This window comes from Bradyrhizobium sp. CCGB01 (assembly GCF_024199795.1).
GTDB lineage: Bacteria > Pseudomonadota > Alphaproteobacteria > Rhizobiales > Xanthobacteraceae > Bradyrhizobium.
Genome location: NZ_JANADK010000001.1, coordinates 7,675,555 through 7,699,370, shown reverse-complemented (window position 1 = coordinate 7,699,370; position 23,816 = coordinate 7,675,555). Strand labels below are relative to the sequence as shown.

General features: G+C 63.5%; 26 protein-coding genes. 10 read left to right on the top strand and 16 right to left on the bottom strand.

The genetic code is table 11. The features are described 5' to 3' along the window. Positions 1-273: 273 nt before the first annotated feature. The 4 genes from NLM25_RS36255 to NLM25_RS36240 all read left to right on the top strand — a co-directional run bounded on the left by NLM25_RS36255 (position 274) and on the right by NLM25_RS36240 (position 6,008). Entirely contained in the window at positions 274-936 is a 663-nt protein-coding gene (locus tag NLM25_RS36255) for an STM3941 family protein (protein WP_254140079.1), read from the top strand. 299 nt (positions 937-1,235) lie between these two features. Beyond that, positions 1,236-3,179: a PrkA family serine protein kinase gene (locus NLM25_RS36250; protein WP_254122638.1), complete on the top strand. Its 1,944-nt coding sequence runs from the start codon at positions 1,236-1,238 to the stop codon at positions 3,177-3,179. Positions 3,180-3,198: 19 nt separating this feature from the next. Continuing rightward, a complete protein-coding gene (locus NLM25_RS36245; RefSeq protein ID WP_254124590.1) occupies positions 3,199-4,476 on the top strand; it encodes a YeaH/YhbH family protein in 1,278 nt (425 codons plus the stop codon). Next, on the top strand, positions 4,473-6,008 hold the full coding sequence (locus tag NLM25_RS36240; protein WP_254140078.1) for a SpoVR family protein: 1,536 nt from the start codon (positions 4,473-4,475) through the stop codon (positions 6,006-6,008). The genes NLM25_RS36245 and NLM25_RS36240 overlap by 4 nt, the downstream gene beginning before the upstream one ends. Before the next feature lie 7 nt (positions 6,009-6,015). Here the strand turns inward: NLM25_RS36240 and NLM25_RS36235 are convergent, their stop codons facing one another. The 6 genes from NLM25_RS36235 to NLM25_RS36210 all read right to left on the bottom strand — a co-directional run bounded on the left by NLM25_RS36235 (position 6,016) and on the right by NLM25_RS36210 (position 8,736). Further along, complete coding sequence (locus NLM25_RS36235) at positions 6,016-6,459, bottom strand: DUF1801 domain-containing protein (RefSeq protein WP_254140077.1); 444 nt, start codon at positions 6,457-6,459, stop codon at positions 6,016-6,018. Positions 6,460-6,461: 2 nt separating this feature from the next. Then, entirely contained in the window at positions 6,462-6,680 is a 219-nt protein-coding gene (locus tag NLM25_RS36230; protein ID WP_071910157.1) for a hypothetical protein, read from the bottom strand. A gap of 44 nt (positions 6,681-6,724) precedes the next feature. Then, complete coding sequence (locus tag NLM25_RS36225; RefSeq protein ID WP_254122635.1) at positions 6,725-7,156, bottom strand: SRPBCC domain-containing protein; 432 nt, start codon at positions 7,154-7,156, stop codon at positions 6,725-6,727. Beyond that, a complete protein-coding gene (locus NLM25_RS36220; RefSeq protein WP_254122634.1) occupies positions 7,153-7,476 on the bottom strand; it encodes a helix-turn-helix transcriptional regulator in 324 nt (107 codons plus the stop codon). The genes NLM25_RS36225 and NLM25_RS36220 overlap by 4 nt, the downstream gene beginning before the upstream one ends. 87 nt (positions 7,477-7,563) lie before the next feature. Beyond that, positions 7,564-8,028, bottom strand: a complete 465-nt coding sequence (locus NLM25_RS36215) for a DsrE family protein (protein WP_254140076.1) — start codon at positions 8,026-8,028, stop codon at positions 7,564-7,566. An 87-nt stretch (positions 8,029-8,115) separates the two neighbouring features. Then, the gene (locus NLM25_RS36210; protein WP_254140075.1) at positions 8,116-8,736 is read right to left on the bottom strand and encodes a hypothetical protein; all 621 of its coding nucleotides are present in this window, start codon (positions 8,734-8,736) and stop codon (positions 8,116-8,118) included. Between the two features lie 200 nt (positions 8,737-8,936). Between NLM25_RS36210 and NLM25_RS36205 the strand changes: the two genes are divergently transcribed. Next, on the top strand, positions 8,937-9,521 hold the full coding sequence (locus tag NLM25_RS36205) for an STM3941 family protein (RefSeq protein ID WP_254140074.1): 585 nt from the start codon (positions 8,937-8,939) through the stop codon (positions 9,519-9,521). A gap of 129 nt (positions 9,522-9,650) precedes the next feature. Here NLM25_RS36205 and NLM25_RS36200 read toward each other — a convergent pair whose 3' ends face one another. The 10 genes from NLM25_RS36200 to pqqA form a co-directional block, all read right to left on the bottom strand. Then, complete coding sequence (locus NLM25_RS36200; protein WP_254122630.1) at positions 9,651-10,706, bottom strand: 2-oxoacid:ferredoxin oxidoreductase subunit beta; 1,056 nt, start codon at positions 10,704-10,706, stop codon at positions 9,651-9,653. After that, positions 10,703-12,550: a 2-oxoacid:acceptor oxidoreductase subunit alpha gene (locus NLM25_RS36195; protein WP_254122629.1), complete on the bottom strand. Its 1,848-nt coding sequence runs from the start codon at positions 12,548-12,550 to the stop codon at positions 10,703-10,705. Before NLM25_RS36195 ends, NLM25_RS36200 begins: the two co-directional genes overlap by 4 nt. Further along, the gene (locus NLM25_RS36190; RefSeq protein ID WP_254122628.1) at positions 12,520-14,319 is read right to left on the bottom strand and encodes an FAD-dependent oxidoreductase; all 1,800 of its coding nucleotides are present in this window, start codon (positions 14,317-14,319) and stop codon (positions 12,520-12,522) included. Before NLM25_RS36190 ends, NLM25_RS36195 begins: the two co-directional genes overlap by 31 nt. Positions 14,320-14,555: 236 nt before the next feature. Continuing rightward, positions 14,556-15,233 carry a DUF4286 family protein gene (locus NLM25_RS36185; RefSeq protein WP_254140073.1) on the bottom strand — a complete coding sequence of 226 codons (678 nt, stop codon included), beginning with the start codon at positions 15,231-15,233 and terminating at the stop codon, positions 14,556-14,558. A gap of 156 nt (positions 15,234-15,389) precedes the next feature. Further along, positions 15,390-16,376 (bottom strand): prolyl aminopeptidase, encoded by a 987-nt coding sequence (gene pip, locus NLM25_RS36180; RefSeq protein ID WP_254140072.1) that lies wholly within the window; start codon positions 16,374-16,376, stop codon positions 15,390-15,392. Further along, positions 16,366-17,565 carry a pyrroloquinoline quinone biosynthesis protein PqqE gene (pqqE, locus tag NLM25_RS36175; protein WP_254140071.1) on the bottom strand — a complete coding sequence of 400 codons (1,200 nt, stop codon included), beginning with the start codon at positions 17,563-17,565 and terminating at the stop codon, positions 16,366-16,368. Before pqqE ends, pip begins: the two co-directional genes overlap by 11 nt. Next, a complete protein-coding gene (pqqD, locus tag NLM25_RS36170) occupies positions 17,562-17,873 on the bottom strand; it encodes a pyrroloquinoline quinone biosynthesis peptide chaperone PqqD (protein WP_143841421.1) in 312 nt (103 codons plus the stop codon). Before pqqD ends, pqqE begins: the two co-directional genes overlap by 4 nt. Positions 17,874-17,884: 11 nt before the next feature. Continuing rightward, entirely contained in the window at positions 17,885-18,664 is a 780-nt protein-coding gene (gene pqqC / locus NLM25_RS36165) for a pyrroloquinoline-quinone synthase PqqC (RefSeq protein ID WP_254140070.1), read from the bottom strand. Then, a complete protein-coding gene (gene pqqB, locus NLM25_RS36160; protein ID WP_254140069.1) occupies positions 18,661-19,590 on the bottom strand; it encodes a pyrroloquinoline quinone biosynthesis protein PqqB in 930 nt (309 codons plus the stop codon). The genes pqqC and pqqB overlap by 4 nt, the downstream gene beginning before the upstream one ends. A 130-nt stretch (positions 19,591-19,720) precedes the next feature. Beyond that, the gene (gene pqqA, locus NLM25_RS36155) at positions 19,721-19,801 is read right to left on the bottom strand and encodes a pyrroloquinoline quinone precursor peptide PqqA (protein ID WP_007595659.1); all 81 of its coding nucleotides are present in this window, start codon (positions 19,799-19,801) and stop codon (positions 19,721-19,723) included. 243 nt (positions 19,802-20,044) lie between these two features. Here pqqA and NLM25_RS36150 point away from each other — a divergent pair, with 243 nt between their 5' ends. The 5 genes from NLM25_RS36150 to tarD all read left to right on the top strand — a co-directional run bounded on the left by NLM25_RS36150 (position 20,045) and on the right by tarD (position 23,800). Beyond that, positions 20,045-20,302: a DUF6894 family protein gene (locus tag NLM25_RS36150; protein WP_254122622.1), complete on the top strand. Its 258-nt coding sequence runs from the start codon at positions 20,045-20,047 to the stop codon at positions 20,300-20,302. Between the two features lie 80 nt (positions 20,303-20,382). After that, entirely contained in the window at positions 20,383-21,783 is a 1,401-nt protein-coding gene (locus tag NLM25_RS36145) for an amidase family protein (protein WP_254140068.1), read from the top strand. 2 nt (positions 21,784-21,785) lie between these two features. Next, positions 21,786-22,262 carry a glutathione peroxidase gene (locus NLM25_RS36140; protein ID WP_254122620.1) on the top strand — a complete coding sequence of 159 codons (477 nt, stop codon included), beginning with the start codon at positions 21,786-21,788 and terminating at the stop codon, positions 22,260-22,262. Further along, the gene (locus NLM25_RS36135) at positions 22,259-22,516 is read left to right on the top strand and encodes a DUF3297 family protein (protein ID WP_100231941.1); all 258 of its coding nucleotides are present in this window, start codon (positions 22,259-22,261) and stop codon (positions 22,514-22,516) included. Before NLM25_RS36140 ends, NLM25_RS36135 begins: the two co-directional genes overlap by 4 nt. A gap of 114 nt (positions 22,517-22,630) precedes the next feature. Continuing rightward, entirely contained in the window at positions 22,631-23,800 is a 1,170-nt protein-coding gene (gene tarD / locus NLM25_RS36130) for a D(-)-tartrate dehydratase (protein ID WP_254140067.1), read from the top strand. The last annotated feature ends 16 nt before the right edge of the window (positions 23,801-23,816 follow it).

The following is a 23,816-nucleotide window of genomic DNA, read 5'->3' as shown; positions in this document are numbered from 1 at the left end:
GTTTCCGCGCCGGTCCTGACGCGCTATCCTCTAGCTTACATGCTCCCGGGAGGGAACCAATCAAGGGCATAGGCGTCATACCCTCCAGTGTAACTCCGTCGCGATCATGGCGATCCAGGCGGAAGTAGCCGTGCTGCGTAAAAAGTCGTTGGCTGGAAGAGCTCGCCAAGGTCTCGTCGCGTAACGTCAGCCGCTTCGTCTCGTCAGCCCATGGTTGCGTGGAGTGTCATCAGCGGATCCTGGTCCGCCTGATACATCGTCGCTCGGCCGCGAATGGCCATGCTGGGGAAAAGCATGCACGCACATCATAACGGCCGCACGCTCGCTGTCGCCGACAGCCCGCAGTCGGTCGCGCCGGCCGTATGCATCGACGCGTCCCACGACCTCGAAATCAGTCCATGTACGACCCAGCTGCGGCTGCTGGTCGCGGCGGGCTTCGCGATGACCCTTTTCAGTGCGACCCTTGTCTTCGACTGGTGGGATGGTCTCGGCGACTACGATACGACGATCGGCTATGCCGGCGTCGTGCTGTTCGGCCTGGTGACCAGCCGGCTGATCTGGCTGCTGCCCGCCGAACGGGGACCGGTGGTGATCGTCACCCCCTATGGCATCCGCGACCTCCGCATCGGCAATGAATTTCTGCTGTGGGACTCGATTGCGGAGATTTCGGCTGAGGAATGCCGCGGGCACAAGTCGATCGTGCTGACGCTGACGCCGGCCTTGCAGCGGCAGCTCTGCGCCGCCCGAAGCTTGGCGCGCCGCGCGCAGGACGATCGGCAGAATGAACGGATTGTCATCCGCTCGGAGGGTTTGGCGACCGATTTTGATACACTGCTGCGCGCTTGCCGCGATTGCCATGCTGCGAGCGCCGCGCGCACTGCATTGCAGCAGGAAGATGAACGCGGCACGCAAGGCTTCGCCGTACAAGCGTCATAAGATTGCCGCTCGCAGATCGCTCCATGTTGCAGTGCCGGATGGGCCCATCCCCGGTAATGCCCGGATGTTGCGACCAAGTGACATTTTCTGGAAATGAGCGAAGATAGCTACAGATTCGCACAAATTACAGGCATGTGCCTGTTCGTAACTCAACGAGTGCCTACGTTGTGCGTTGCGTGGTATCGGCGCCCGGGTGTCCAATGATCGTCATGTGCTCACGCTGATTCGAAATGGCCTGAGGAACGGTCCGGTAACTGCTTTCGTTTCAGCTTGTAGCGGAACTCACGCGGAGAGGGATCATGTATAACGATTCTCTATTCAACGCTTTCGCTAAGTCGTTCGAGGCGAGAAGCCAACACGACATGTCGATGGCGGAGTACCTGGAATCGTGTCGAAGCGATCCCATGAAATATGCGAACGCGGCCGAGCGATTGCTAGCAGCCATCGGTGACCCCCAGACGATTGACACGGCCAAGGACCCACGCCTTGGCCGTATTTTTTTGAACCGCACCATCCGGACCTATCCAGCCTTCGCCGGCTTCTACGGCATGGAAGAAACCATCGAACGCATCGTTGGTTTCTTCCGTCACGCCGCGCAAGGTCTCGAAGAGCGCAAGCAGATCCTCTATCTGCTCGGCCCGGTCGGCGGCGGCAAATCCTCGCTCGCCGAGCGGCTCAAGTCGCTGATGGAAGTGCAGCCGATCTACGTGCTCAAGGCCGGCGATGAACTCTCGCCCGTGTTCGAAAGCCCGCTCAGCCTGTTCGATCCAGATCATCTCGGGCCGATGCTCGAGGAGAAGTACGGCATTCCGCGCCGGCGTCTCACGGGCTTGATGAGTCCGTGGTGCTACAAGCGGCTCGAAGCCTTTGGTGGCGATATCTCGCAATTCCGCGTCGCCAAGATCCAGCCGTCGCGGCTGCGCCAGATCGCAGTCTCCAAGACCGAGCCGGGCGACGAGAACAACCAGGACATCTCCTCGCTGGTCGGCAAGGTCGACATCCGCAAGCTCGAGACCTACGCGCAGAACGACCCCGACGCCTACAGCTATTCGGGCGGCCTCAACCGCGCCAACCAGGGCATCCTCGAATTCGTCGAGATGTTCAAGGCGCCGATCAAGATGCTGCATCCGTTGCTGACCGCAACGCAGGAAGGCAACTACATCGGCACCGAGAATATCGGCGCGATCCCCTTCACCGGCGTGATCCTCGCGCACTCGAACGAAGCCGAGTGGTCGAGCTTCAAGGCCAACAAGAACAACGAGGCCTTCATCGACCGCATCTGCGTGATCAAGGTGCCTTATTGCCTGCGGATCACGGAGGAGCAGAAGATCTACGAGAAGCTGATCCAGGGCTCGGAGCTCGCGTCCGCGCCTTGCGCGCCCTCGACGCTGGAGACGCTGGCGCGGTTCTCGGTGATGTCGCGCCTGCGCAAGCACGAGAATTCCACGGTGTTTGCCAAGATGCGGGTTTATGATGGCGAAAGCCTGAAGGAATCCGATCCGAAGGCCCGCAGCGTTCAGGAATACCGCGATGCCGCCGGCGTCGACGAAGGCATGGACGGCGTCTCCACGCGCTTTGCCTTCAAGATCCTGGCTGCGACCTTCAACCATGATCCGCAGGAAGTTGCCGCCGACGCCGTGCACCTGATGTACGCGCTGGAACAGTCGATCCGCCGCGAGCAGCTCACGGAGGAAGTCGAGAAGCGCTATCTCGAATTCATCAAGGCGGATCTGGCGCCGCGCTACGCCGAGTTCATTGGAAACGAGATCCAGAAGGCTTATCTCGAATCCTACTCGGATTACGGGCAGAACCTGTTCGACCGCTACGTCGACTACGCCGATGCCTGGATCGAGGACCAGGACTTCAAGGATCCCGACACCGGCCAGCTGCTCGATCGCGAGCTTTTGAACCAGGAATTGACGAAAATCGAGAAGCCGGCGGGGATCGCCAACCCCAAGGACTTCCGCAACGAGGTCGTCAAATTCTCGTTACGTTCGCGGGCCCAGAACGGTGGCAAAAATCCGACCTGGACGTCCTACGAGAAGATTCGCGACGTGATCGAAAAGCGGATATTCTCCCAGGTCGAGGACCTGCTTCCGGTCATCTCCTTCGGGTCGAAGAAGGACGGCGAGACGGAGAAGAAACACGGCGAGTTCGTCGCACGCATGGTGGAGCGCGGCTACACCGAGCGTCAGGTTCGCCGGCTCGTCGAATGGTACATGCGTGTGAAGCAGGCCGGTTGAGGCGGATGAAAAAGTGCCGATTCACATTATTGACAGGCGCCTGAATCCAGGCGGCAAGAGTCTCGAGAACCGGCAGCGGTTCTTGCGTCGGGCCAAATCCCTGGTGCAGGGCGCCGTCAAGAAGACCTCGCAGGAACGCGACATCAAGGACGTCCTGGAGGGTGGTGAGGTCACCATACCGCTCGACGGCATGCACGAGCCGCGTTTCCGCCGTGAAGGCGGAACGCGCGACATGGTATTGCCCGGGAACAAGAAGTTCATCGAGGGCGACTATCTCCAGCGCTCCGGCCAGGGCAGCGCCAAGGATTCCGGTCCTGGCGAAGGGGACAGCGAGGACGCTTTCCGCTTCGTCCTCTCCCGCGACGAGTTCGTCGATCTCTTCCTCGACGACCTCGAACTGCCCGATCTTGCCAAGCGCAAGATCGCGCAGACCGAGAGCGAGGGCATCCAGCGCGCCGGCTACACCACCTCCGGCTCGCCCGCCAACATCTCCGTGAGCCGGACAGTGAAGCTCGCGCTTGCGCGCCGCATCGCGCTCAAGCGTCCGCGCAAGGAGGAGATCGAGGAGCTGGAAGCCGCGATCGCGGCCTGCACCGACGAGGACGAGCGTGTGGTGCTGCTCGCCCAGCTCGAAAAGCTGATGGCGAAGACCAAGCGGATTCCCTTCATCGATCCCCTGGACATCCGCTATCGCCGCTTCGAGACCGTGCCCAAGCCCGTCGCGCAGGCGGTGATGTTCTGCCTGATGGACGTGTCCGGCTCGATGTCCGAGCACATGAAGGATCTGGCCAAGCGTTTCTACATGCTGCTCTACGTGTTCCTGAAGCGCCGCTACAAGCATGTCGAGATCGTCTTCATCCGCCACACCGACCGCGCCGAGGAGGTGGACGAGCAGACCTTCTTCTACGGCCCGGCCTCGGGCGGCACGCTGGTCTCCAGCGCGCTCCACGCGATGCACGAGATCGTGCGGGAGCGCTTCAACCCGTCGGACTGGAACATCTACGCCGCGCAAGCCTCCGACGGCGACAATTCCTATTCCGACGGCGAGCTCACGGGCATGCTGCTGACCGACAAGATCCTGCCGGTCTGCCAGTTCTTCGCCTATCTCGAGGTCGGGGAGTCCGGCGGCAGCGCCTTCGATCTCTCCGACTCCTCGCTCTGGACCCTCTACGATCGCCTGCGCAACAGCGGCGCACCACTCTCGATGCGCAAGGTCAGCGAGCGCAGCGAGATCTTCCCGGTGTTCCACGATCTGTTCCAGCGCCGCGAAACTGCTCAGGAGAAAGCCGCTCCATGACGGAACGCTTGTTCGAAGGCGCCGATTGGGATTTCCACACCTTGCAGCGCATCACCGATGCCTGCGAGGAGGTGGCATTGAAGGATCTCGGGCTCGACGTCTATCCGAACCAGATCGAGGTGATCACGGCCGAGCAGATGCTGGATGCCTACTCGTCCGTCGGCATGCCGCTGTTCTACAAGCACTGGTCGTTCGGCAAGCATTTTGCGTATCACGAGGCGTCGTACCGCAAGGGCCTGATGGGCCTCGCCTATGAGATCGTGATCAACTCCTCGCCCTGCATCTCCTACCTCATGGAGGAGAACACGGCGACGATGCAGACGCTGGTGATCGCGCACGCCGCGTTCGGTCATAACCACTTCTTCAAGAACAATTACCTGTTCAAGCAGTGGACCGATGCGGAAGGCATTCTCGACTACCTGGATTTCGCCAAGAACTACGTCATGCAGTGCGAGGATCGTTACGGCCGCACCGAGGTCGAGCGCACGCTCGACGCCGCGCATGCGCTGATGTCGCACGGCATCGACCGCTATCCCGGCAAGAAGACGCTGGACCTGCGCGCCGAGGAGAAGCGGGCAGGGCGCCGCCGCCAGCACGAAGAGGAGGTTTTCAACGACCTCTGGCGCACCGTGCCGGCCGGGAAGAGCAAGACCCGCGCTGTGCTCAGCGTCGAGCGGCGCCGCAAGCTGCTCGGCCTGCCGCAGGAAAACCTGCTCTACTTCCTGGAGAAGAGTGCGCCGCGGCTGGCGCCCTGGCAGCGCGAGCTCCTGCGTATCGTCCGCCACATCGCGCAATATTTCTATCCGCAGAGCCAGACCAAGGTGATGAACGAGGGGACGGCAACCTACGTCCACTATCGCATCATGACCCAGCTGCATCAGCAGGGCCGCATCAGCGACGGCAACTTCCTCGAATTCCTGGGATCGCACACCAACGTGGTGTTCCAGCCTGAATTCGACGATCAGCGCTTCTCCGGCTTCAACCCCTATGCGCTTGGCTTTGCCATGATGCAGGACATCGAGCGTATCGTCACCAATCCGTCGGACGAGGACCGCGAGTGGTTCCCTGATATCGCCGGCAAGAACGACGTCATGGGCGTGCTGCGCGACGTCTGGGCCAATTACCGCGACGAAAGCTTCATCGCCCAGTTCCTGAGCCCGAAACTGATGCGGCAACTCCGCATGTTCCATCTGCACGACGATCCCGAAGAGCGCGCCGGCATCCGGGTCGATGCCATCCACGACGAGCGCGGCTTCCGCCGCGTCCGCCGCGAGCTGGCCCGGCAGCACGACGTCGGCTACATCGACGCCAATATCGAGGTGGTCGATGTCGATCTCTCCGGCGACCGCCGGCTGGTCCTGCATCACCGCGTCATCAAGGGCTCGCAGCTCAACGAGACCGACGCCAAACGCGTGCTCCAGCACCTCGCCGATCTCTGGACCTACGACGTCTCGCTGATCGAGGTCGATGCCAACGACAAGGTCTTGCGCGAATATGTCGTGAGCCCGCGTCCGATCCCGGCGGTGGCCTGAGGCCCGTCTACGCCGAACGCTTTGCGGGCTTCTTCCTGGCCTTGGACGCGTTAAGGTCTATCGCCGCGCGAATAAGCGCCTTCAACGCCTTCTCGTTGATCTTTTCGCCTTCGCGAATGTCGATCGCGCGCCGAACATTTCCCTCGAGGCTCGAATTGAACAGGCCGGCCGGATCGTCCAGCGCCGCACCCTTGGCAAACGTCAGCTTCACGACGGCCTTGTAGGTCTCGCCGGTGCAGATGATGCCGTCATGCTCCCAGACGGGAACGCCGCGCCATTTCCACTCCTCGACGACATCGGGATCGGCCTGCTTGATCAGGCCGCGGATTCGCCCCAGCATTTCGCCGCGCCAGTCGCCGAGCTCCTTGATCCTGCCGTCGATCAGCCTGGACGGCGAAGCGCCGTCCGTCTTCGTCGTGCTGCTTGTCTTCGCGGTCACAGCCTTCTTCATGATCACGCCTCTTGCCGCGCGCCGCTGCGGCGGCTGACATAGGGCAGCGCGAACATGTAGAGCCCGGTCGCGAGCAGCGGAATCAGCGGGACGAATGCCAGCAGCCCGATCCACGTGGCCTGGATTTGCAGCGTCAGGGCAACAATGTTCGCGATGACGGCGAGCGTGAAAGCGATGGACAGCCAGCGATGGATCTGCCGAACCCACATGTTCCCGGTCAATGAAACCTCCTCTTGAGATGATCGAATGAATCTCGGCGAGCGAGCTATTCAGCCCGCGCCAGCACTTCGTCCAGCTTGGCGAAAAACTGCTTCCACCCGGCATGCGCGCCGCCATAGGCCTGCTTCTGCGTCGGGCTGAAACCGGCCTGCTCGACGCGCAAATGCGTGCCTGCGCTCGTCGGGGTCAGCGTGAAGGTCACGACGCTCTTCAGATCGAACGCCGCGTCCTCATGCGAGAAATTCCAGGTATAGGCGAGCGCGCGCTGCGGCTCGATGGTGAGCACCTCGCAGTCCAGCACGCCGCCCCATTCGCCGCGAAGATTGAAGCGATGACCGACCGATGGCTTGAAGTCGTTCTTCATCAGCCATTCCTCGATCAGATGCGGCTGCGTCAGCGCGCGCCAGATCCGCTCGGCGGGAAAGGCAAATTCGCGCTCGACGACGACGGAACGTGTTTCGGTTGCTGCTTCAGTCATTGGTCCATCCTCTTCAGGAGATCGTCGAGGGCATCGAGCCGGTTCTGCCAGAAGCCGGCCATCTGGCCGGTCCAGTCGATCAGCGGATTGAGCGCGCCGGGCTGCGCGCTGTAATGGGTCTGGCGTCCTTCATGGCGGTCGCGCACCAGCCCGGCGAGCTTGAGCGCGCCGAGATGTTTCGAGACCGCCGGCTGGGAAACGCCGGATCGCGCCGTCAGTGCCCCGACCGTCTGCTCGCCCTCCCGGCACAGCCGCTCGAAGATCGCCCTCCGGGTGGGGTCGGCGAGCGTCCTGAACAGAAGATCGTGCGCGGCGGACATGCGAAATCCATAATCCATAAGTTATGGATTAACCCATAACCGTAGAGTTATGGGTAAGTCAAGCGGGGGAACGGAAAACTTCAGCGCCTAAGGCCGCAGATACAGATAACCCTGCGACTGCAACTCGGCCAAACGGACCACGCCGCCCTTCTCCGCGCTGACAAACCCCGGCAGCAAATCCGCCAGCGTGACGCTCTGCGCCTTCATCGTGTTGCCGCACGCCGCGAGCTCGACGCCGTTCTTCGAGAAATCGCCGACACGCTTGCTGACATCGGGATTGGCCTGCGCCCGGTGAAATGCCTTCAGCGCCAGCCCGTGGATCACCAGCGCGATCGTCACATGATCGGGACCGCCGACACCGTCGAGATGGTTCTGGATGTTGCCGAGCACGAAATTGACCTTCTCGGCGTCGGCGAGGTGATAGACGACCTTCAGCTTGTCCGACCTGGTGGTTTCAATCGCAGCCTTTTCAGTGGCAGCTTTGGCGCGCGAGGCGGCAAACGCCGCGCCCAGCGCCGAGACGGTGCTCCACAAGATGTTCCGGCGGTTCATGACGATCTCCCCCAAGCATGATCCGGAAAAGTGTGACGCGGTTTTCCGAAAAGATCATGCGCAAGCAATGACTTTGCCGGACGCATATCACTTGTGGCGGAGCACGGCGAGTTCCTTGCGGTCGTATGCAAGCGCAGCACACTCGCTGTTGTCAGTCCGCTCGAGGCGGAAAATCCCATCATCGCTGCCGGCGACCAGGGCCCGGTCGTCGGCTTCAGTCGCCTTGTTGTGCAGCCAGACCCTGATGCTTTCCAGCCGCACGATGGCAGATTTGTCGTCCTTCGACAGCGCAATACCGAGGCCGCCGCCCTCGCAATCGACGCCGCAGCCGAGGCGCACCTCGCTGCCGTCCTTGGTCAGCACGGTGTGGTGACAAGAGCCGCTAGAGTCGAAATCGCCGCTGCGGTGGCGGTATTGGAAGCCAATCCGGAAGGAGTTGTGCAGCTGCATGTCTGCTTCGTAGGTCTCCCCCGAGACCAGCAGCTTCATCGAAGCGACCTTCTGCTTCGGATGCCGCGCCAGATGCGCGGCATCGTAGCGGCGGACGAAGCAGGCATAGGCCTTGCTGCCGGGCGGTCCGGCATACATCCGCGCGTTGAAGGTCTCGGCCTCGGCCTTGCTCGCCTCGCGGATATCGTCGGCTTCCTCGGCCCGGGCGACGCCGATGAAAGCCACGAGGGCAAGCGGAAGGATGACGGCAAGCTTCATGATCACACCGGGCATTTTGGCCGTTGACGGGCCCGCACCGGGCGGGTGGGGGGCCTTTTGCCGGTTAGTCGCAAGCCGCACACCGTGCGTTCATCTGCACTTCCTCCGGCAGCCTCGCGCAAGGTTCCAGGCTTAACCCTTGCACAGGAGGGGGCGCGGAGTGACCCCAGGTTGTCGCAAATGGCTGGAGGCGGTGAAAAATGTCCGAAAGTCAGAACCTGCCCAATCTCGCGATCGGCTATTCCCGGGCCCGGCTGCTGATGCTCTTCGGCGGCAGCCTGCTGCTGACGCTGCTCTGCGCCGGGCTTGCGCATAGTTGGCAGCAAGGCCAGAACATCACCACGCCCCAGGTCGCCATCTGCTATGTCGGTGCGGTGTTTTTCGGCCTTGCCAGCTGCAGGATGCTCTGGAGGCTGATCACGGCCAGGCAGCCCGTGGTCTTCATCAGCCGTGTCGGCATTCGCGACACCAGGCTCGCCGGCGAGACCATCGCCTGGAGTGCCGTGCGGAAGGTGTTCCTCTGGGAGCAGCGCACGCAGAAATTCGTCGTGCTCAAGGTCGATCCCCTCATCGCCCAGCGATTCTCCGGAGGATTTGCCACGCAGGCCTTGGCGCTGCTGAACAAGGCGCTTGGCACTGACAGCGTGATCGTCAATGCGGGCGGCCTGACCATGGACACCGAAACATTGCTCGCGACTTGCAAGCAATATTGGGGTGCCGGACGCCCGGTCCAGGCGGACGAGGCCGCGCCGGCGCCCGAGGCTCAGCCCGAGCGGGTCGGTTGAGGCGACGCGTTCCTTGCGGCACGGGCAGTGCCGTAGGGTGGGCAAAGCGGAAGCGTGCCCACCAAAGTCGCTTACGGGGACAGCTCGTGGGCACGGCGCAAGCGCGCCTTTGTCCACCCTACGGATTCCTCACCGCAGGCTGGCGTTGATCTTGTCCAGCACTGCCGAGCCCGGACACAGCGTGTCCGCCTCCAGCGTGTTGAGCGGCGTCTCGACCGTGTTGAGATGCTCGTGCAGGTCCTCCGCGTCAGGATCGACGTAGAGCAGACCGGTGACGATCTGTCCCTTGGCGGCATGCCTCGCGAGGAAGGTCTGCGCGCCGAGCCGGTCGTGCGGGTCGTAGTCGGCGTCGATCTTGCGCAGCGCGATCTTGCTGCCGTCGTGCTGCTCGACCATTTGCACCGTTCCCGGCGCGTAATCGACGGCGATGGGATCGCGGCCGACCAGCACGTCGAGCCGGTTCACCGCGTCGTTGTGCTCGCGCACATAGTCGAAGCTCTTGGTCGAGCCGGCGTGGTTGTTGAAGGCGATGCAGGGGCTGATGACGTCGATGAAGGACGCGCCCTTGTGGCGGATCGCGGCGGCGATCAGCGGCACGAGCTGGGCCTTGTCGCCGGAGAACGAGCGCGCGACGAAGGTGGCGCCGAGTTGCAGCGCGATCGCGACGAGATCGATCGCGTTGTCGGTGTTGGTGACGCCCTTCTTGGACTTCGAGCCGCGGTCGGCGGTGGCCGAGAACTGGCCCTTGGTCAGGCCGTAGACGCCGTTGTTCTCGACGATATAGGTCATGTTGACGCCGCGCCGGATCGAGTGCGCGAACTGGCCGAAGCCGATCGAGGCGGAATCGCCGTCGCCGGAGACGCCGAGATAGATCAAATCGCGGTTGGCGAGGTTGGCGCCGGTCAGCACGCTGGGCATGCGGCCGTGCACCGAGTTGAAGCCGTGCGAATTGCCGAGGAAATAGTCGGGCGTCTTCGACGAGCAGCCGATGCCGGAGATCTTCGCGACCCGGTGCGGTTCGATCGAGAGCTCGTAGCAGGCCTCGATGATCGAGGCGGTGATCGAATCGTGGCCGCAGCCGGCGCACAGCGTCGAGATCTTGCCCTCGTAGTCGCGATGCGTGTAGCCGAGCTCGTTCTTCTTGAGGCCCGGATGATGGAATTTCGGCTTTGCAATGTAGGTCATGACACGGCCTTGCGGAGCGGGGTCACCTTGAGGTGATCCTGGTGGTCGCCAATGGCTTTTGCGATGAATCGGGCGGTGATCGGGGTGCCGTCATAGTGCACGATCGGCACGAGGCGCACAGGGTCGATGCCGTTCTCGTTGACGATGAGCTGACGGAGCTGGGCGTCGCGGTTCTGTTCGACCACGTAGACGAAATCGTGCTCGGCGAGGAAGCTCGCCACGCTCGAGTGGAACGGGAAGGCACGGATGCGCATCCGGTCGAGTTGGTGCCCGCGTGCTTCGAGCAGGCCGATCGCCTCGTCCATCGCAGGTGAAGTCGAGCCGAAATAGATCACGCCGTATTTGGTCGGCCGTTCCGCATTGGCTTGCAGCGGACGTGGCACCAGGTCCTGCGCCGTCTCGAACTTGCGCACGAGGCGTTGCATGTTGTCGGCATAGACCGAGCCTTCCTCGGAGTAGCGCGCATAGCGGTCACGCGAGGTGCCGCGGGTGAAGTACGAGCCCCTGGTCGGATGCGTGCCGGGATAGGTGCGATAGGGAATGCCGTCGCCGTCGACGTCGAGATAGCGGCCGAAGTCGCGACCTTCCTCCAGCATCTCCTCGGTCATCACCTTGCCGCGGTCATACTGTTTCGCGTCGTCCCACTTCAGCGGGCGGCAGAGGCGGTGGTTCATGCCGATGTCGAGATCGAGCATCAGGAAGATCGTGGTCTGGAGCCGCTCGGCAAGGTCGAACGCGGCGGCCGCGAACTCGAAGGCCTCGGCCGGATCTTCCGGGAACAGCAGGACATGCTTGGTGTCGCCATGCGAAGCGTAGGCGCAGGCGATGATGTCGCATTGCTGGGTGCGGGTCGGCATGCCCGTCGAGGGGCCGGCGCGCTGGATGTTCATGATCACGGCCGGGATCTCGGCAAAATAGGAAAGGCCGATGAACTCGGTCATCAGGGAGATGCCGGGGCCGGAGGTCGCGGTGAAGGCGCGGGCGCCGTTCCAGGACGCGCCAATGACGATGCCGATCGAAGCCAGTTCGTCCTCGCCCTGCACGATCGCGTATTTCGCCTTGCCGGTCTCAGGGTCGTGCCGGAACTTCTTGCAGTGGGCGGTGAAAGCCTCTGCCACCGACGAGGACGGCGTGATCGGATACCACGCGCACACCGTGGCGCCGCCATAGACGGCGCCGAGTGCGGCGGCGCTGTTGCCCTCGATGAAGATGCGGTCGCCGACCTTGTCGGATTTCTTCACCCGCAGCCCGATCGGGCATTTCAAATTCTGGAGCGCCCAGTCGCGGCCAAGGTGCAGCGCATGGACGTTGGAGGACAAGAGCTTCTCCTTGCCCTTGTACTGCTCGCCGATCAGCTGCTCGATCAGCTTCGGGTCCATGTCGAGCAGCGCACTGAGCGCGCCGAGATAGATGATGTTCTTGAACAGCTGGCGCTGGCGCGGATCGGTGTAGGTCGAGTTGGTGATCGCGGTGAGCGGCACGCCGATCACGGTGATGTCGTCGCGGAATTTGGTTGACGGCATCGGCTTGGTTGAATCGTAGAACAGATAGCCGCCCGGCTCGATGCCGGCGACGTCCTTGTCCCAGGTCTGCGGGTTCATCGCCACCATCATGTCGACGCCGCCGCGGGCGCCGAGATGGCCATCTTCGGTCACCCGCACCTCGTACCAGGTCGGCAGGCCCTGGATGTTGGAGGGGAAGATGTTGCGGGGAGAGACCGGAACGCCATGACGCAGGATCGCGCGCGCGAACATCTCGTTGGCGCTGGCCGAACCCGAGCCGTTGACGTTGGCGAAGCGGACGACGAAGTCGTTTACGCTGCTGAGCGGCTTTTTGTCGGACATGTCGAACCTGCGTGAGTCATCTCGATCAAATATTTCTGCATGTCCCAGGCACCGGTGGGACAACGCTCGGCGCATAGCCCGCAATGCAGGCAGACGTCCTCGTCCTTGACCATCACGCGCCCGGTCTTGAGATCAGACGAGACGTAAAGATCCTGGTCCGGATGCGGCGAGGGCGCCTTCAGGCGATGGCGCAGATCGTCTTCCTCACCGTTGTCAGTGAAGGTGATGCAATCCATCGGGCAGATATCGGCGCAGGCATCGCACTCGATGCAGAGCGAGGTCGAGAACACGGTCTGGACGTCGCAGTTCAGGCAGCGCTCGGCTTCGCCCAGCGCCAGCTTGACGTCGTAGCCAAGCTCGACCTCGGCGCGGATGTCCTTCAGCGCGATCACCTTGTCGCGATGCGGCACCTTGAAGCGCTTGTCGTTGGAGATGTCGTTGTCATAGCTCCATTCGTGGATGCCCATCTTCTGCGAGGAGACGTGCACCTCCGGCAACGGCCGCTCGGTGATGTCCTCGCCTGAGAGCATCTTGTGGATCGAGAGCGCTGCGTCGTGGCCGTGCGCGACCGCCCAGATGATGTTCTTCGGCCCGAACGCGGCGTCGCCGCCGAAAAACACTTTTGGATTGGTCGAGACGAAGGTCGCGGGATCGACCTTGGGCATGTGCCATTTGTCGAACTCGATGCCGCAATCCTGCTCGATCCAGGGGAAGGCGTTCTCCTGGCCGACCGCGACCAGCACGTCGTCGCAGGCGATCGTCTCGTCCGGTTCGCCCGAGGGCACCAGGTTGCGGCGGCCCTTGGCGTCGTATTCGGCCTTCACCTTCTGGAAGCTGACGCCGATCAGCTTGCCGGCGACGTGCTTGAAAGCGACCGGGACCATGTAATTGAGGATCGGAATGTCCTCATGGAGCGCGTCTTCCTTCTCCCAGGGCGAGGCCTTCATCTCCTCGAAGCCGGAGCGAACGACCACCTTGACGCTCTCGCCGCCGAGGCGGCGCGCGGTGCGGCAGCAGTCCATCGCGGTGTTGCCGCCGCCCAGCACGATCACGCGCTTGCCGATCTTGTCGACATGGCCGAACGACACGTTGGCCAGCCACTCGATGCCGATATGGATATTGGCGGCTGCTTCCTTGCGACCGGGAATGTCGAGTTCGCGGCCGCGCGGCGCGCCCGAGCCGACGAAGATCGCGTCGTATTTTTCCGCGAGCAGCGCCTTCATGCTGTCGATGCGGTGGCCGCCTTTGAAGTCGACGCCGAGACCCAGGATGTAGCCGGTCTCCTCGTCGATGACCGAATTGGGCAGGCGAAATTTCGGGATCTGCGAGCGCATCATGCCGCCGGCTTCGGGATCTCCGTCGAACACGGTGCAGTGATAGCCGAGCGGCGCGAGATCGCGCGCCACCGTCAGCGACGCGGGACCACCGCCGACGAACGCAACGCGCTTGCCGTTCTTCGGCGCGGGACGCGGCAGGCGCTGCTTGATGTCGTCCTTGAAGTCAGCGGCAACGCGCTTCAGGCGGCAGATCGCTACCGGCGTTTCCTCGACGCGTCCGCGGCGGCACGCGGGCTCGCATGGACGATCGCAGGTGCGTCCCAGAATTCCGGGAAACACGTTCGATTTCCAGTTGATCATGTAGGCGTCGCTGTAGCGGCCTTGTGCGATCAGTCGGATGTATTCGGGAACCGGGGTGTGTGCAGGACAGGCCCACTGGCAATCGACCACTTTGTGAAAGTAGTCGGGGGCCGCGATATCGGTCGGTTTCATTCCTACCCTGTCCGCGCAGGCCCAAAGACCCCGCGGCCTTTTCTTGAGCTTGCCGAACGCTAACGCGCGTCGATCTGGTTTATGAATGACGTCATTGGGTTAGCTTATTAGAACCGTTCCGAAGTACAACGGCAAATTTTCGCGCTTCCCCGCTTTCATGGGAGCTGCGCGCGTACAGCATTAGGGCCGCGCGCAAGCTGCGTGCGATGCAATATGTTGCGCTGCGGGTAGCTGCTTTAGCTGGGCGCGATATCGCTCTTCGCGAGGTCCCACATCAGCGAATAAGTGCCGACGGAGATGGGCAGCGGGAAGGGCGATGCAGCGGGACCGGTGAAGCGTTCGGCGATGACAGCGGAGACCGCGCCGACATGCGTGCCGTCGATCAGCACGAACCAGTCGCGCGCGCCCTCGTTGCGCACCGCCGGAATATCCGCCGTTGCGCCCGACAATTCCGCCTCGCTTTCGAGCAGATGCATCGAGATGATGCCTTCGCGGTCCTGCGGTGCCAGCTTTTCTTGCAGTGCATCACGCCATGCGCTCGCGTTGTCCGGCGTCGGCCGCAGCCGCACGAGGCCGAGCGCCGCGCCGCGGCCGGTGCCCTTGCTGATGGTGATGCGCGCGACCACGCGCAGCATGTCCTTGAAATGCGCCATGCTCCGCCGCGACCATTCGGTCTGGTTGGCGAGCCGCGTCCGGTAGGCGGGGCTGTCGAGCACATCGAGCGTTTCGGTCGAGTACAGCGAGAGATATTTGGGATTGGCGGCATGCGCGACATAGCGCCGCGCCTCCAGGAATCCCTCGATCGCGACGCGCTCTTCCAGATGTTCGCGATCGTACCAGCGGTTGAAATCGGCTTCCTCTGGAGCATCGATATTCATCGACGTCAGCAGCATGCCTTGCCCGGCGAGCGGCATTTTCTTGTTGTCCTTCCCATGCTGACCCGCATGGTGAGCATCCGGACGATGCTACGTATCGCCGGGTGAACCATGAAGGCCCCGCTGCAGCATCTCGGCCCTTCATCCTTCGAGACGCACTCCTTTGGAGTGCTCCTCAGGATGAGGAGGCAGATGCTAGCGCGCGACTTTCGATGCAAGGTCCGCGATCGACTTCATGACCGCGTCCCGCACGCCGGTATCATAGAGCGAATGTCCGGCTTCTTCCACGATCCGAATCTCGGAACCGGGCCAAACCTTCGCTAGCCGCTCGGATGTCTCAGGAGGGCACAACAGATCGTAGCGGCCCTGCACGATGATGCCGGGAATGCCTTCGAGCCGGCCTGCGTTTCGCAACAACTGGTCTTCGCTCATGAAGGAATTGTTGACGAAATAATGCGCTTCCATGAACGGCGTCGCAGGCAGCGTGCGCCAGACGTTCAGCGAGGCAAGATCCAGCCGCGTCTTTGCCGCCTTGTGCTCCGACAAGGCGCGCTCGGTGTCGTGCCAGGCGCGCGCGGCGGGTCCGTGCACGGCCGGATCGGCATCGAGGATGCGGCGCCAATAGGCGTCGATTGGATGCGCGCGCTCCTCCAGGGGCAGCACGCTCAGAAAATCCTCGTAGAGCGCGGGATAGAACTGTGACAGGCGCGACGTGAAGGCCGTCTCCACTTCGGCCCGCGTTCCCAGGAAGGTCGCGCGCAGCGCAATGCCGGAGACGCGCTCGGGATGCGCCTGCGCATACGCCAGCGCCAGCGTCGCGCCCCAGGAGCCACCCACCACCATCCAGCGCTCGAAGCCAAAATTCTCGCGGATCTTCTCCATGTCCGCGATCAGATGCGCCGTCGTGTTGTGCTCGCGCGATCCCTTCGGGCGGCTGCGGCCGCAGCCGCGCTGGTCGAACAGCACGGCGCAGAAGCGCTCGGGATCGAACAGCTTGCGATGGTCGGGCTGGCAACCGCTGCCGGGTCCGCCGTGCAGATAGATCGCGGGGATGCCGTCGGCACGGCCGACGCTCTCGACATAGAGCTCATGGCCGTCGCCGACATCGAGCATGTCGGAGGTCAGCGGGGCGAAAGGATCGGCACGTTTTACGGATGTGCCTGCGTCGGCGTCAGGCGCCATTCTCGGATTCCAGAGTGCCGCCGGCGAAGTTGCGATAGAGGAAGCGGTTCGTCTCGCCCTCGGCCTCGCGTTCGGCCTGCTTGAAGATGGTTTCGTGCAGCGGCGACAGCGCGCAGGCCGGATCGGTGTTGGCGGCGTCACCCGTCAGCGCAAAGGCCTGGCAGCGGCAGCCGCCGAAATCGATCTCGCGGAATTCGCAGGTCTTGCACGGCTCCTTCATCCAGCCGGTGCCGCGATAGCGGTTGAAGGCGTCCGAGTTCTGCCAGATCCAGGCGATCGAATGGTTGGAGCGCACGGATTCGAAGTCGAGCCCGGTGATGCTTTCGGCGGCGTGGCAGGGCAGCACCTTGCCGGCGGGCGAGATGTTGAAGAACTGCCGGCCCCAGCCGCCCATGCACTTCTTCGGCCGCAGCGCGTAGTAATCGGGAACCACGTAGTCGATCGCGAGCGTGCCCTTGAGGCGCTCGCGCGCCTCCTCGACGATGCGCGTGCACTCATCTAACTGCGCGACCGTCGGCATCAGCGCGGCGCGGTTCTTCAGCGCCCAGCCGTAGTATTGCACATTGGCGACCTCGAGCCGGTCGGCGTCGAGATCGATCGACATCTGGATGATGTCGGGGAGCTGGTGCAGATTCTGGCGATGCATCACCGCGTTCACGGTCAGCGGCAGGTCGAGCTCGCGCGTCCACTTTGCGACCTCGAGCTTCTTGCGGTGACCGTTCTTGTAGCCGGCGACGCGATCGGCGAGGCCCTCTTCGACGCCCTGGAAAGAGATCTGCACGTGGCAGAGGCCAGCGTCCGCAAGCTCGCTGAGCCGCTCGCGCGTCAGCAGCACGGCCGAGGTGATCAGATTGGTGTAGAGGCCGACGTCGCTGGCATGGTTGACCAGCTCGACGAGGTCCTTGCGCGCCGTCGGCTCGCCGCCGGAGAAATGGACCTGGAGCACGCCGATCTCGGCGAGCTCGCTCAACACCTTCTTCCACTCCTCGGTGGTCAGCTCCTTGCCCGAGCGGTCGAGCTCGACCGGGTTGGAGCAATAGGGGCATTGCAGCGGGCACCGATGCGTGATCTCGAGTAGCACCGCGAGCGGAATACCAAACGTCTCCGCCGTCGAGCGCTGCTTCTCCAGCACCGCGAGGCTATCGCTGGCGTCGGGCGGGATGACCGGGTTGCCGAGCACATCGCTCATGACGTCTTCTCCCGGGCCTCCGTGAGGAAGCCCTTGTCGGCGAGATCCTGCAGCATGACGATGACGTCGGCCAGGATCGCCTCGCGGGGCGCTGCGTATTTCGCGGCCAGCTGATCGGACACGTCGCCGACGCTGCGTTCACCATTGCAGAGCTGCAGGACCTCGACCGCGATCTCGTCCGGCGCCAGCACCCGTTCCGGCGCCAGGATCACCCAGACCTTGCGCGTCTCGTCGTATTTCAGCTTGGCATGCCGCGGTAGCACGGGGCGGCTTGCCTCGCTGACGCTGATATGACGCGGCCCGGCCATCGCTACGATCCTCAGCTCGATTTGGGCACGAAGGCGCCCGGCGGAATGTTGCCCTCGACATAGGCGTGCTGGAGCGCATCGAGCTGCACCCACAGCACGTTGGTCTTGAAGATCAGCGCGTTGCACACCTGGGCGCGTTGCTCCGGCGTCGTTGCATGCGCCTTGACATAGTCGAGCGCGAATCCGGCATCGCGCGGCGCCTGCGCAAGGCGGCGCTTGAAGTAGCTCATGATATCAGGATTGACGAAGTCGTAATGCTCCAGCATGCCGGAGATGCGCTCTTCGTGCAGGTTCGGCGCGAACAGCTCGGTGAGCGAGGAAGCGATCGCCTCCAGCGGGCTCTTCTCGCGGCAGTAGTGGACGTAAGCCTCCACCGCGAAGCGCGTCGCCGGCAGGATGCCTTCGGTCGATTCCACATAGGCCGTGTCGAGGCCGAGACCCTCGGTCAGCTTCAGCCAGCGCTCGATGCCGCCCTCGCTGCCGACGTCGCCGTCATGGTCCTCGATGCGGTGACGCCATTCCAGCCGCGTGGCGCGGTCGCGGAAGCGCGAGATCACCACAGCGTCCTTGATCGGGATCGTGCTCTGGTAATAGTAGCGGTTCAGCGCCCAGGCCTGCACCTGACCCTTGTTGAGCTTGCCGCCGTGCAGCAGCTTATGGAACGGATGCAGGCTGTGATAGCGCGTCGCCCCGATATGGCGCAGCGTCGCCTCCAGCTCATCGGCGCTGGTGAGCTTCAAGTCCTTGCCGATCGAGAGCGCAGTCATTCCAGTCAGTGACGCGGCATTCACAGCACGATCTCCGTTCCGTCGGCGGGTATCTGCCAGCCCGCCTGTTCGGCAGTCTTGCGCTCGATTGAGCCGGGCAGCAGTGCCGGATTCGAGTTATTGATATGCAGAAATATCTTCCTGTCGATATCGAGGTCGGCGAGCCGCGCGATCGCGCCGTCGTCGCCGGACATCGCGACATGGCCCATGCTCTTGCCGGTCTTGTGGCCGAGCCCGGCCCTGATCATCTCGTCGTCCTGCCAGACCGTGCCGTCGAAGAACACCAGGGCGGCGCCGTCGATCTCGGCCTTCAGCGCGTCGGTGACCTCGGCGCAGGCGGCGATGAAGTAGAAGCACTTGCCGGTGGACTTGTCGGTGATCTTCAGACCGAGCGTATCGCCGTCGCCGGTCTCGCCGCCCGGATGCGCCTTGCCTTCCAGATACCAGGCCGACTTGCCGGGCACCGCGAAGGGCAGCACCTCGAGTCCCGAGCGCGTGCCGTCGACGAGCCGTGGCTCGAACGGCTCGCTGATTCCGATCGGCTGGCGCCGCACGTTCTTCTCGTTCAGCACGTTGAAGATGCTGTTGCTCTTCAGGATCGCCAGCACCTTCTCATGCGCATAGACCGTGAAAGGCGAGCCCTCGCGCATCGAGAGCAGCCCGGCCACCGCATCCACTTCGCTGTTGGTCAGGATCACGCCTGCGACAGGCGTATGGCGCAGCGCGCCGGCCCTGGGATGCAGTTGCGGCGTGGCATTCAATTGCTGACGAAGATCGGGGGACGCGTTGATCAGGAACCAATGCTCACCGTCGCCGCTGAAAGCGACCGAGGCCTGGGTTCTCTGAAGCTCCTGGCCGTTTTCACGGGCCGCCCGGCAGCCCTCACACCCGCAGTTCCATTGCGGGACTCCGCCGCCGGCCCCGGCGCCCAGGACGACGACGCGAAGCATTAGACGTCTCCTGGAGGGAACGTCGCGAGGTGGATCTCAGGCCGACACAGCTGCCGACAAGTTTCGTATCTTCCGGAAACCGATCGTGACCGAAAGATCCACCTGCGCAGAACGCAAACTCACCAACCGCTTACTTGCGGGTGGCGCTCACATACATGTTGATTTCCATGCCACAGGGCACTTCGACGATCTTCGGGGCTTTCCAGGCCATTTCGGCTCTCCATATTGCGACTTCGGACATATCGCCCACGGTTAAATTACTGCGGGCGGAAAAGTTCGCTAGTGAAATCTTCCCGAGAAAGCCATGTTGCGCCGCGAAAATGAGGTGGAACATCGGTTACTGTGATGCTGCCTTGCGCTCGGCGCATTCGGTCGCGAACCCTGTCCTGATAAAGCAGTTGTGAGTGCAGTGCAGCCGTCAATCCGGTACAGGCGACCCAAGTGGACCTTCGTGATGCCCAGATACTTCTTCAACACCCGCATCGGCGACGAACTGATCGTGGATCCTGACGGAGAGGACCTGCGCAACCCCGATCGCGCCTGGGAGGTCGCCCGCCAGATGATCCTCGAAGTGGTGAAATCGGAGGGCGCCCAACCGGCGCTGCTCGAGGCCGTCATCGAGGTGACCGACGTCGAGGGCGAGATCGTGCTGGAGTTTCCCTTCAGCGAGGCGCTGCTGGACATGCCGGACCAGTCGGCGACGCGGCACTAACCCGCTCTTCCTCCCTGCGAAATCCGCATGGCTTTGCCGCGTTCCCGGCGCTAAAAGACGCCGGTCATACGGAGCAAGCCATGCAAGATCTCTGGCGCCTGTCGGCCGCCGACCTCGCCACCCTCGTCAAATCCAGGAAGGTTTCCGCCCGGGAGGCCGCCAAGGCCGGTCTCGCCCGGCTGGATGCGGTCAATCCCGCGCTCAACGCCGTGATCGACCACCGGCCGGAGGACGTGCTCAAGCAGGCCGACGCCGTCGATGTCGCCATTGGCCGGGGGGAGGACCCCGGCGTGCTCGCCGGCGTGCCCGTCACCATCAAGGCCAATGTCGACCAGGAGGGCTTTGCCACCACCAACGGCCTGAAGCTCCAGCGCGACCTGATCGCGCGCGAGGACAATCCGGTGGTCGCCAATTTCCGTAAGGCCGGCGCCATTCTCCTTGGGCGCACCAATTGCCCGGCCTTCTCCTATCGCTGGTTCACCACCAACCTGGTCCATGGCGACACCAAGAACCCCCGCGACGCCTCGCTGACCCCCGGCGGCTCGTCCGGCGGCGCCGGCTCGGCGGTCGCGGCCGGCATCGGCCATATCGCCCACGGCACCGACATCGCGGGCTCGATCCGCTATCCCGCCTATGCCTGCGGCGTGCACGGCCTGCGCCCGACTTTGGGCCGAATCCCCGCCTTCAACCCGGCGCTGCCCGAGCGCCCGATCGGGCCGCAGATCATGGCGGTGTCGGGTCCGCTCGCGCGTACCGTCAACGATCTCAGGATCTCGCTCGAAGCGATGGCGGCCCGCGACATCCGCGACCCCTGGTTCGTGCCGGCGCCGCTGGAAGGCCCGGCGCGCGAGAAGCGCGCCGCGCTCTGCCTCAACCCGGACGGTCTCGCGACCACGCCGGAAGTGAAGGCCGCGGTGATCGACGCCGGCAAGCGGCTCGAGCGCGCGGGCTGGACCGTCGAGACGATCGAGAATACGCCTCCGATGCGCGAGGCGGTCGAGTGGCAACGAAAACTCTGGCTCGGTGATGCCTATGAGGCGCAGCTGGAAATGGCCGAGCGAGAGGGCGATCCCGGTGCGCTGGCCTGCCTGCGCGGCAACCGCGCCAAGGTCACGCCGATGGACCAGGCGAATTACGCGCAGGCGCTGACCCGCCGCGCCACGCTGACGCGCGACTGGATGCTGTTCTTTGAAAAATATGCCGTGGTGCTGACGCCGGTCTCCGGCGAGCTGCCGTTCCCGGATCATCTCGACCGCAAGGACGCGGCATCCTTTGAACGCGTCTGGGAGGCGCAGATGCCGCAGATCGCAACGCCCTTCATGGGGCTTCCGGGCCTCGTGGTCTCCACCGGCCTTGTCGGCAAGGCCCCCGTTGGCGTGCACATCGTGTCCGGCCGCTACCGCGAGGACCTCTGCCTGCTCGCAGGCGAAGCGATCGAGGCTGGCGGCGTGCCGCCGTCGCCGATCGATCCCGTGGGTTAGCGATGTCTGCGATCTACGACTTCAAGGCCAACTCGCTTCTCGGCGACGAAGTGCCGATGCGCCGTTTCGAAGGGCAGGTGCTGTTGATCGTCAACACCGCGAGCAAATGCGGCTTCACGCCGCAATATCGCGGCCTCGAGGATCTCTATCGCGATCTCTCCCCGCGCGGCTTCTCGGTGCTGGGCTTTCCCTGCAACCAGTTCGGCGCGCAGGAGCCGGGGCAGGCGAGCGAGATCCAGGCGTTCTGCTCGACCAATTACGACGTCACCTTTCCCCTGTTCGAGAAGATCGACGTCAACGGAAGCAACGCACATCCTCTGTACGAGTACCTGAAACGCCAGCAATCCGGCCTGCTGGGCGCCTCCATCAAGTGGAATTTCACAAAGTTCCTGGTGGACCGTGCCGGCAAGGTGATCGCGCGCTACGCGCCGACCGCCCGGCCCGAAGGATTGCGGCAGCAAATCGAGACCCTGTTATGAGCGAGACAATCATGAGCGACGAATTTCCCGACCGCCTGTCGGTCGACCCGAACAGCCCCTATTACAACGCGGACATCCTGGCGCGCGACGTCGGCATCCGCTTCAAGGGCGTCGAGAAGACCAATGTCGAGGAGTACTGCATCAGCGAAGGCTGGGTCCGCGTCACCGCCGGCAACGCCAAGGACCGCTACGGCAACCCGCTGACCATCAAGGTGCATGGCCCCGTGGAGCCGTATTTCCGGGATAAGAAGTGACGGCGAAGCCGTCATTCCGGGGCTCGCGAAGCGAGAACCCGGAATCTCGAGATTCCGGGTTCGATGCTGCGCATCGCCCCGGAATGACGCATTAAAAAAGTAAGGCCACACCCCATGTCCGTCCGCATCGTCGACGTCCGCGAGATCACCAAGCCGATCTCATCGCCGATCCGCAACGCCTATATCGACTTCACCAAGATGACGACGAGCCTGGTCGCCGTCGTCACTGACGTCGTGCGCGACGGCAAGCGCGTCGTCGGCTACGGCTTCAATTCCAACGGCCGCTACGGGCAGGGCGGCCTGATCCGCGAGCGTTTTGCCTCGCGCATCCTTGAGGCCGATCCGAAGTCGCTGCTCGATGCAGCCGGCGACAATCTCGACCCCGACAAGGTCTGGGCCGCGATGATGACCAACGAGAAGCCGGGCGGCCATGGCGAGCGCTCGGTCGCGGTCGGCACCATCGACATGGCGGTGTGGGATGCGGTGGCGAAGATCGCGGGCAAGCCGCTGTTTCGCCTGCTCGCCGAGCGGCATGGCCTCACAGCCAATCCGCGCGTCTTCGTCTACGCCGCCGGCGGCTATTACTATCCCGGCAAGGATCTTTCGATGCTGCGCGGCGAGATGCGCGGCTATCTCGACCGCGGCTACAACGTCGTGAAGATGAAGATCGGCGGCGCGGGAATCGAGGAGGATCGCACGCGCATCGAGGCGGTGCTCAAGGAGATCGGCAAGGACGCGCAGCTCGCCGTCGATGCCAACGGCCGCTTCAACCTGGAGACCGGCATCGCCTACGCCAAGATGCTGCGCGACTATCCGCTGTTCTGGTACGAGGAGGTCGGCGATCCCCTCGACTACGCGCTGCAGGCCGCGCTTGCCGAATTCTATCCCGGCCCGATGGCGACGGGCGAGAATCTCTTCAGCCACCAGGACGCCCGGAATCTGATCCGCTACGGCGGCATGCGGCCCGATCGCGACTGGCTGCAATTCGACTGCGCGCTGTCCTATGGCCTGTGCGAATACCAGCGCACGCTGGAGGTGCTGAAGACCTACGGCTGGTCGCCCAGCCGCTGCATCCCCCACGGCGGCCACCAGATGTCGCTCAACATCGCCGCCGGCCTCGGCCTGGGCGGCAATGAGAGCTACCCCGACCTGTTCCAGCCCTATGGCGGCTTCCCCGACGGCGTCCGCGTGGAGAACGGCCACATCACCATGCCCGAGCTGTCAGGCATCGGCTTCGAGGGCAAATCGGACCTCTACAAGGAAATGAAGGCGCTGGCGGAGTAGGGGCGGCGCTGGGAGT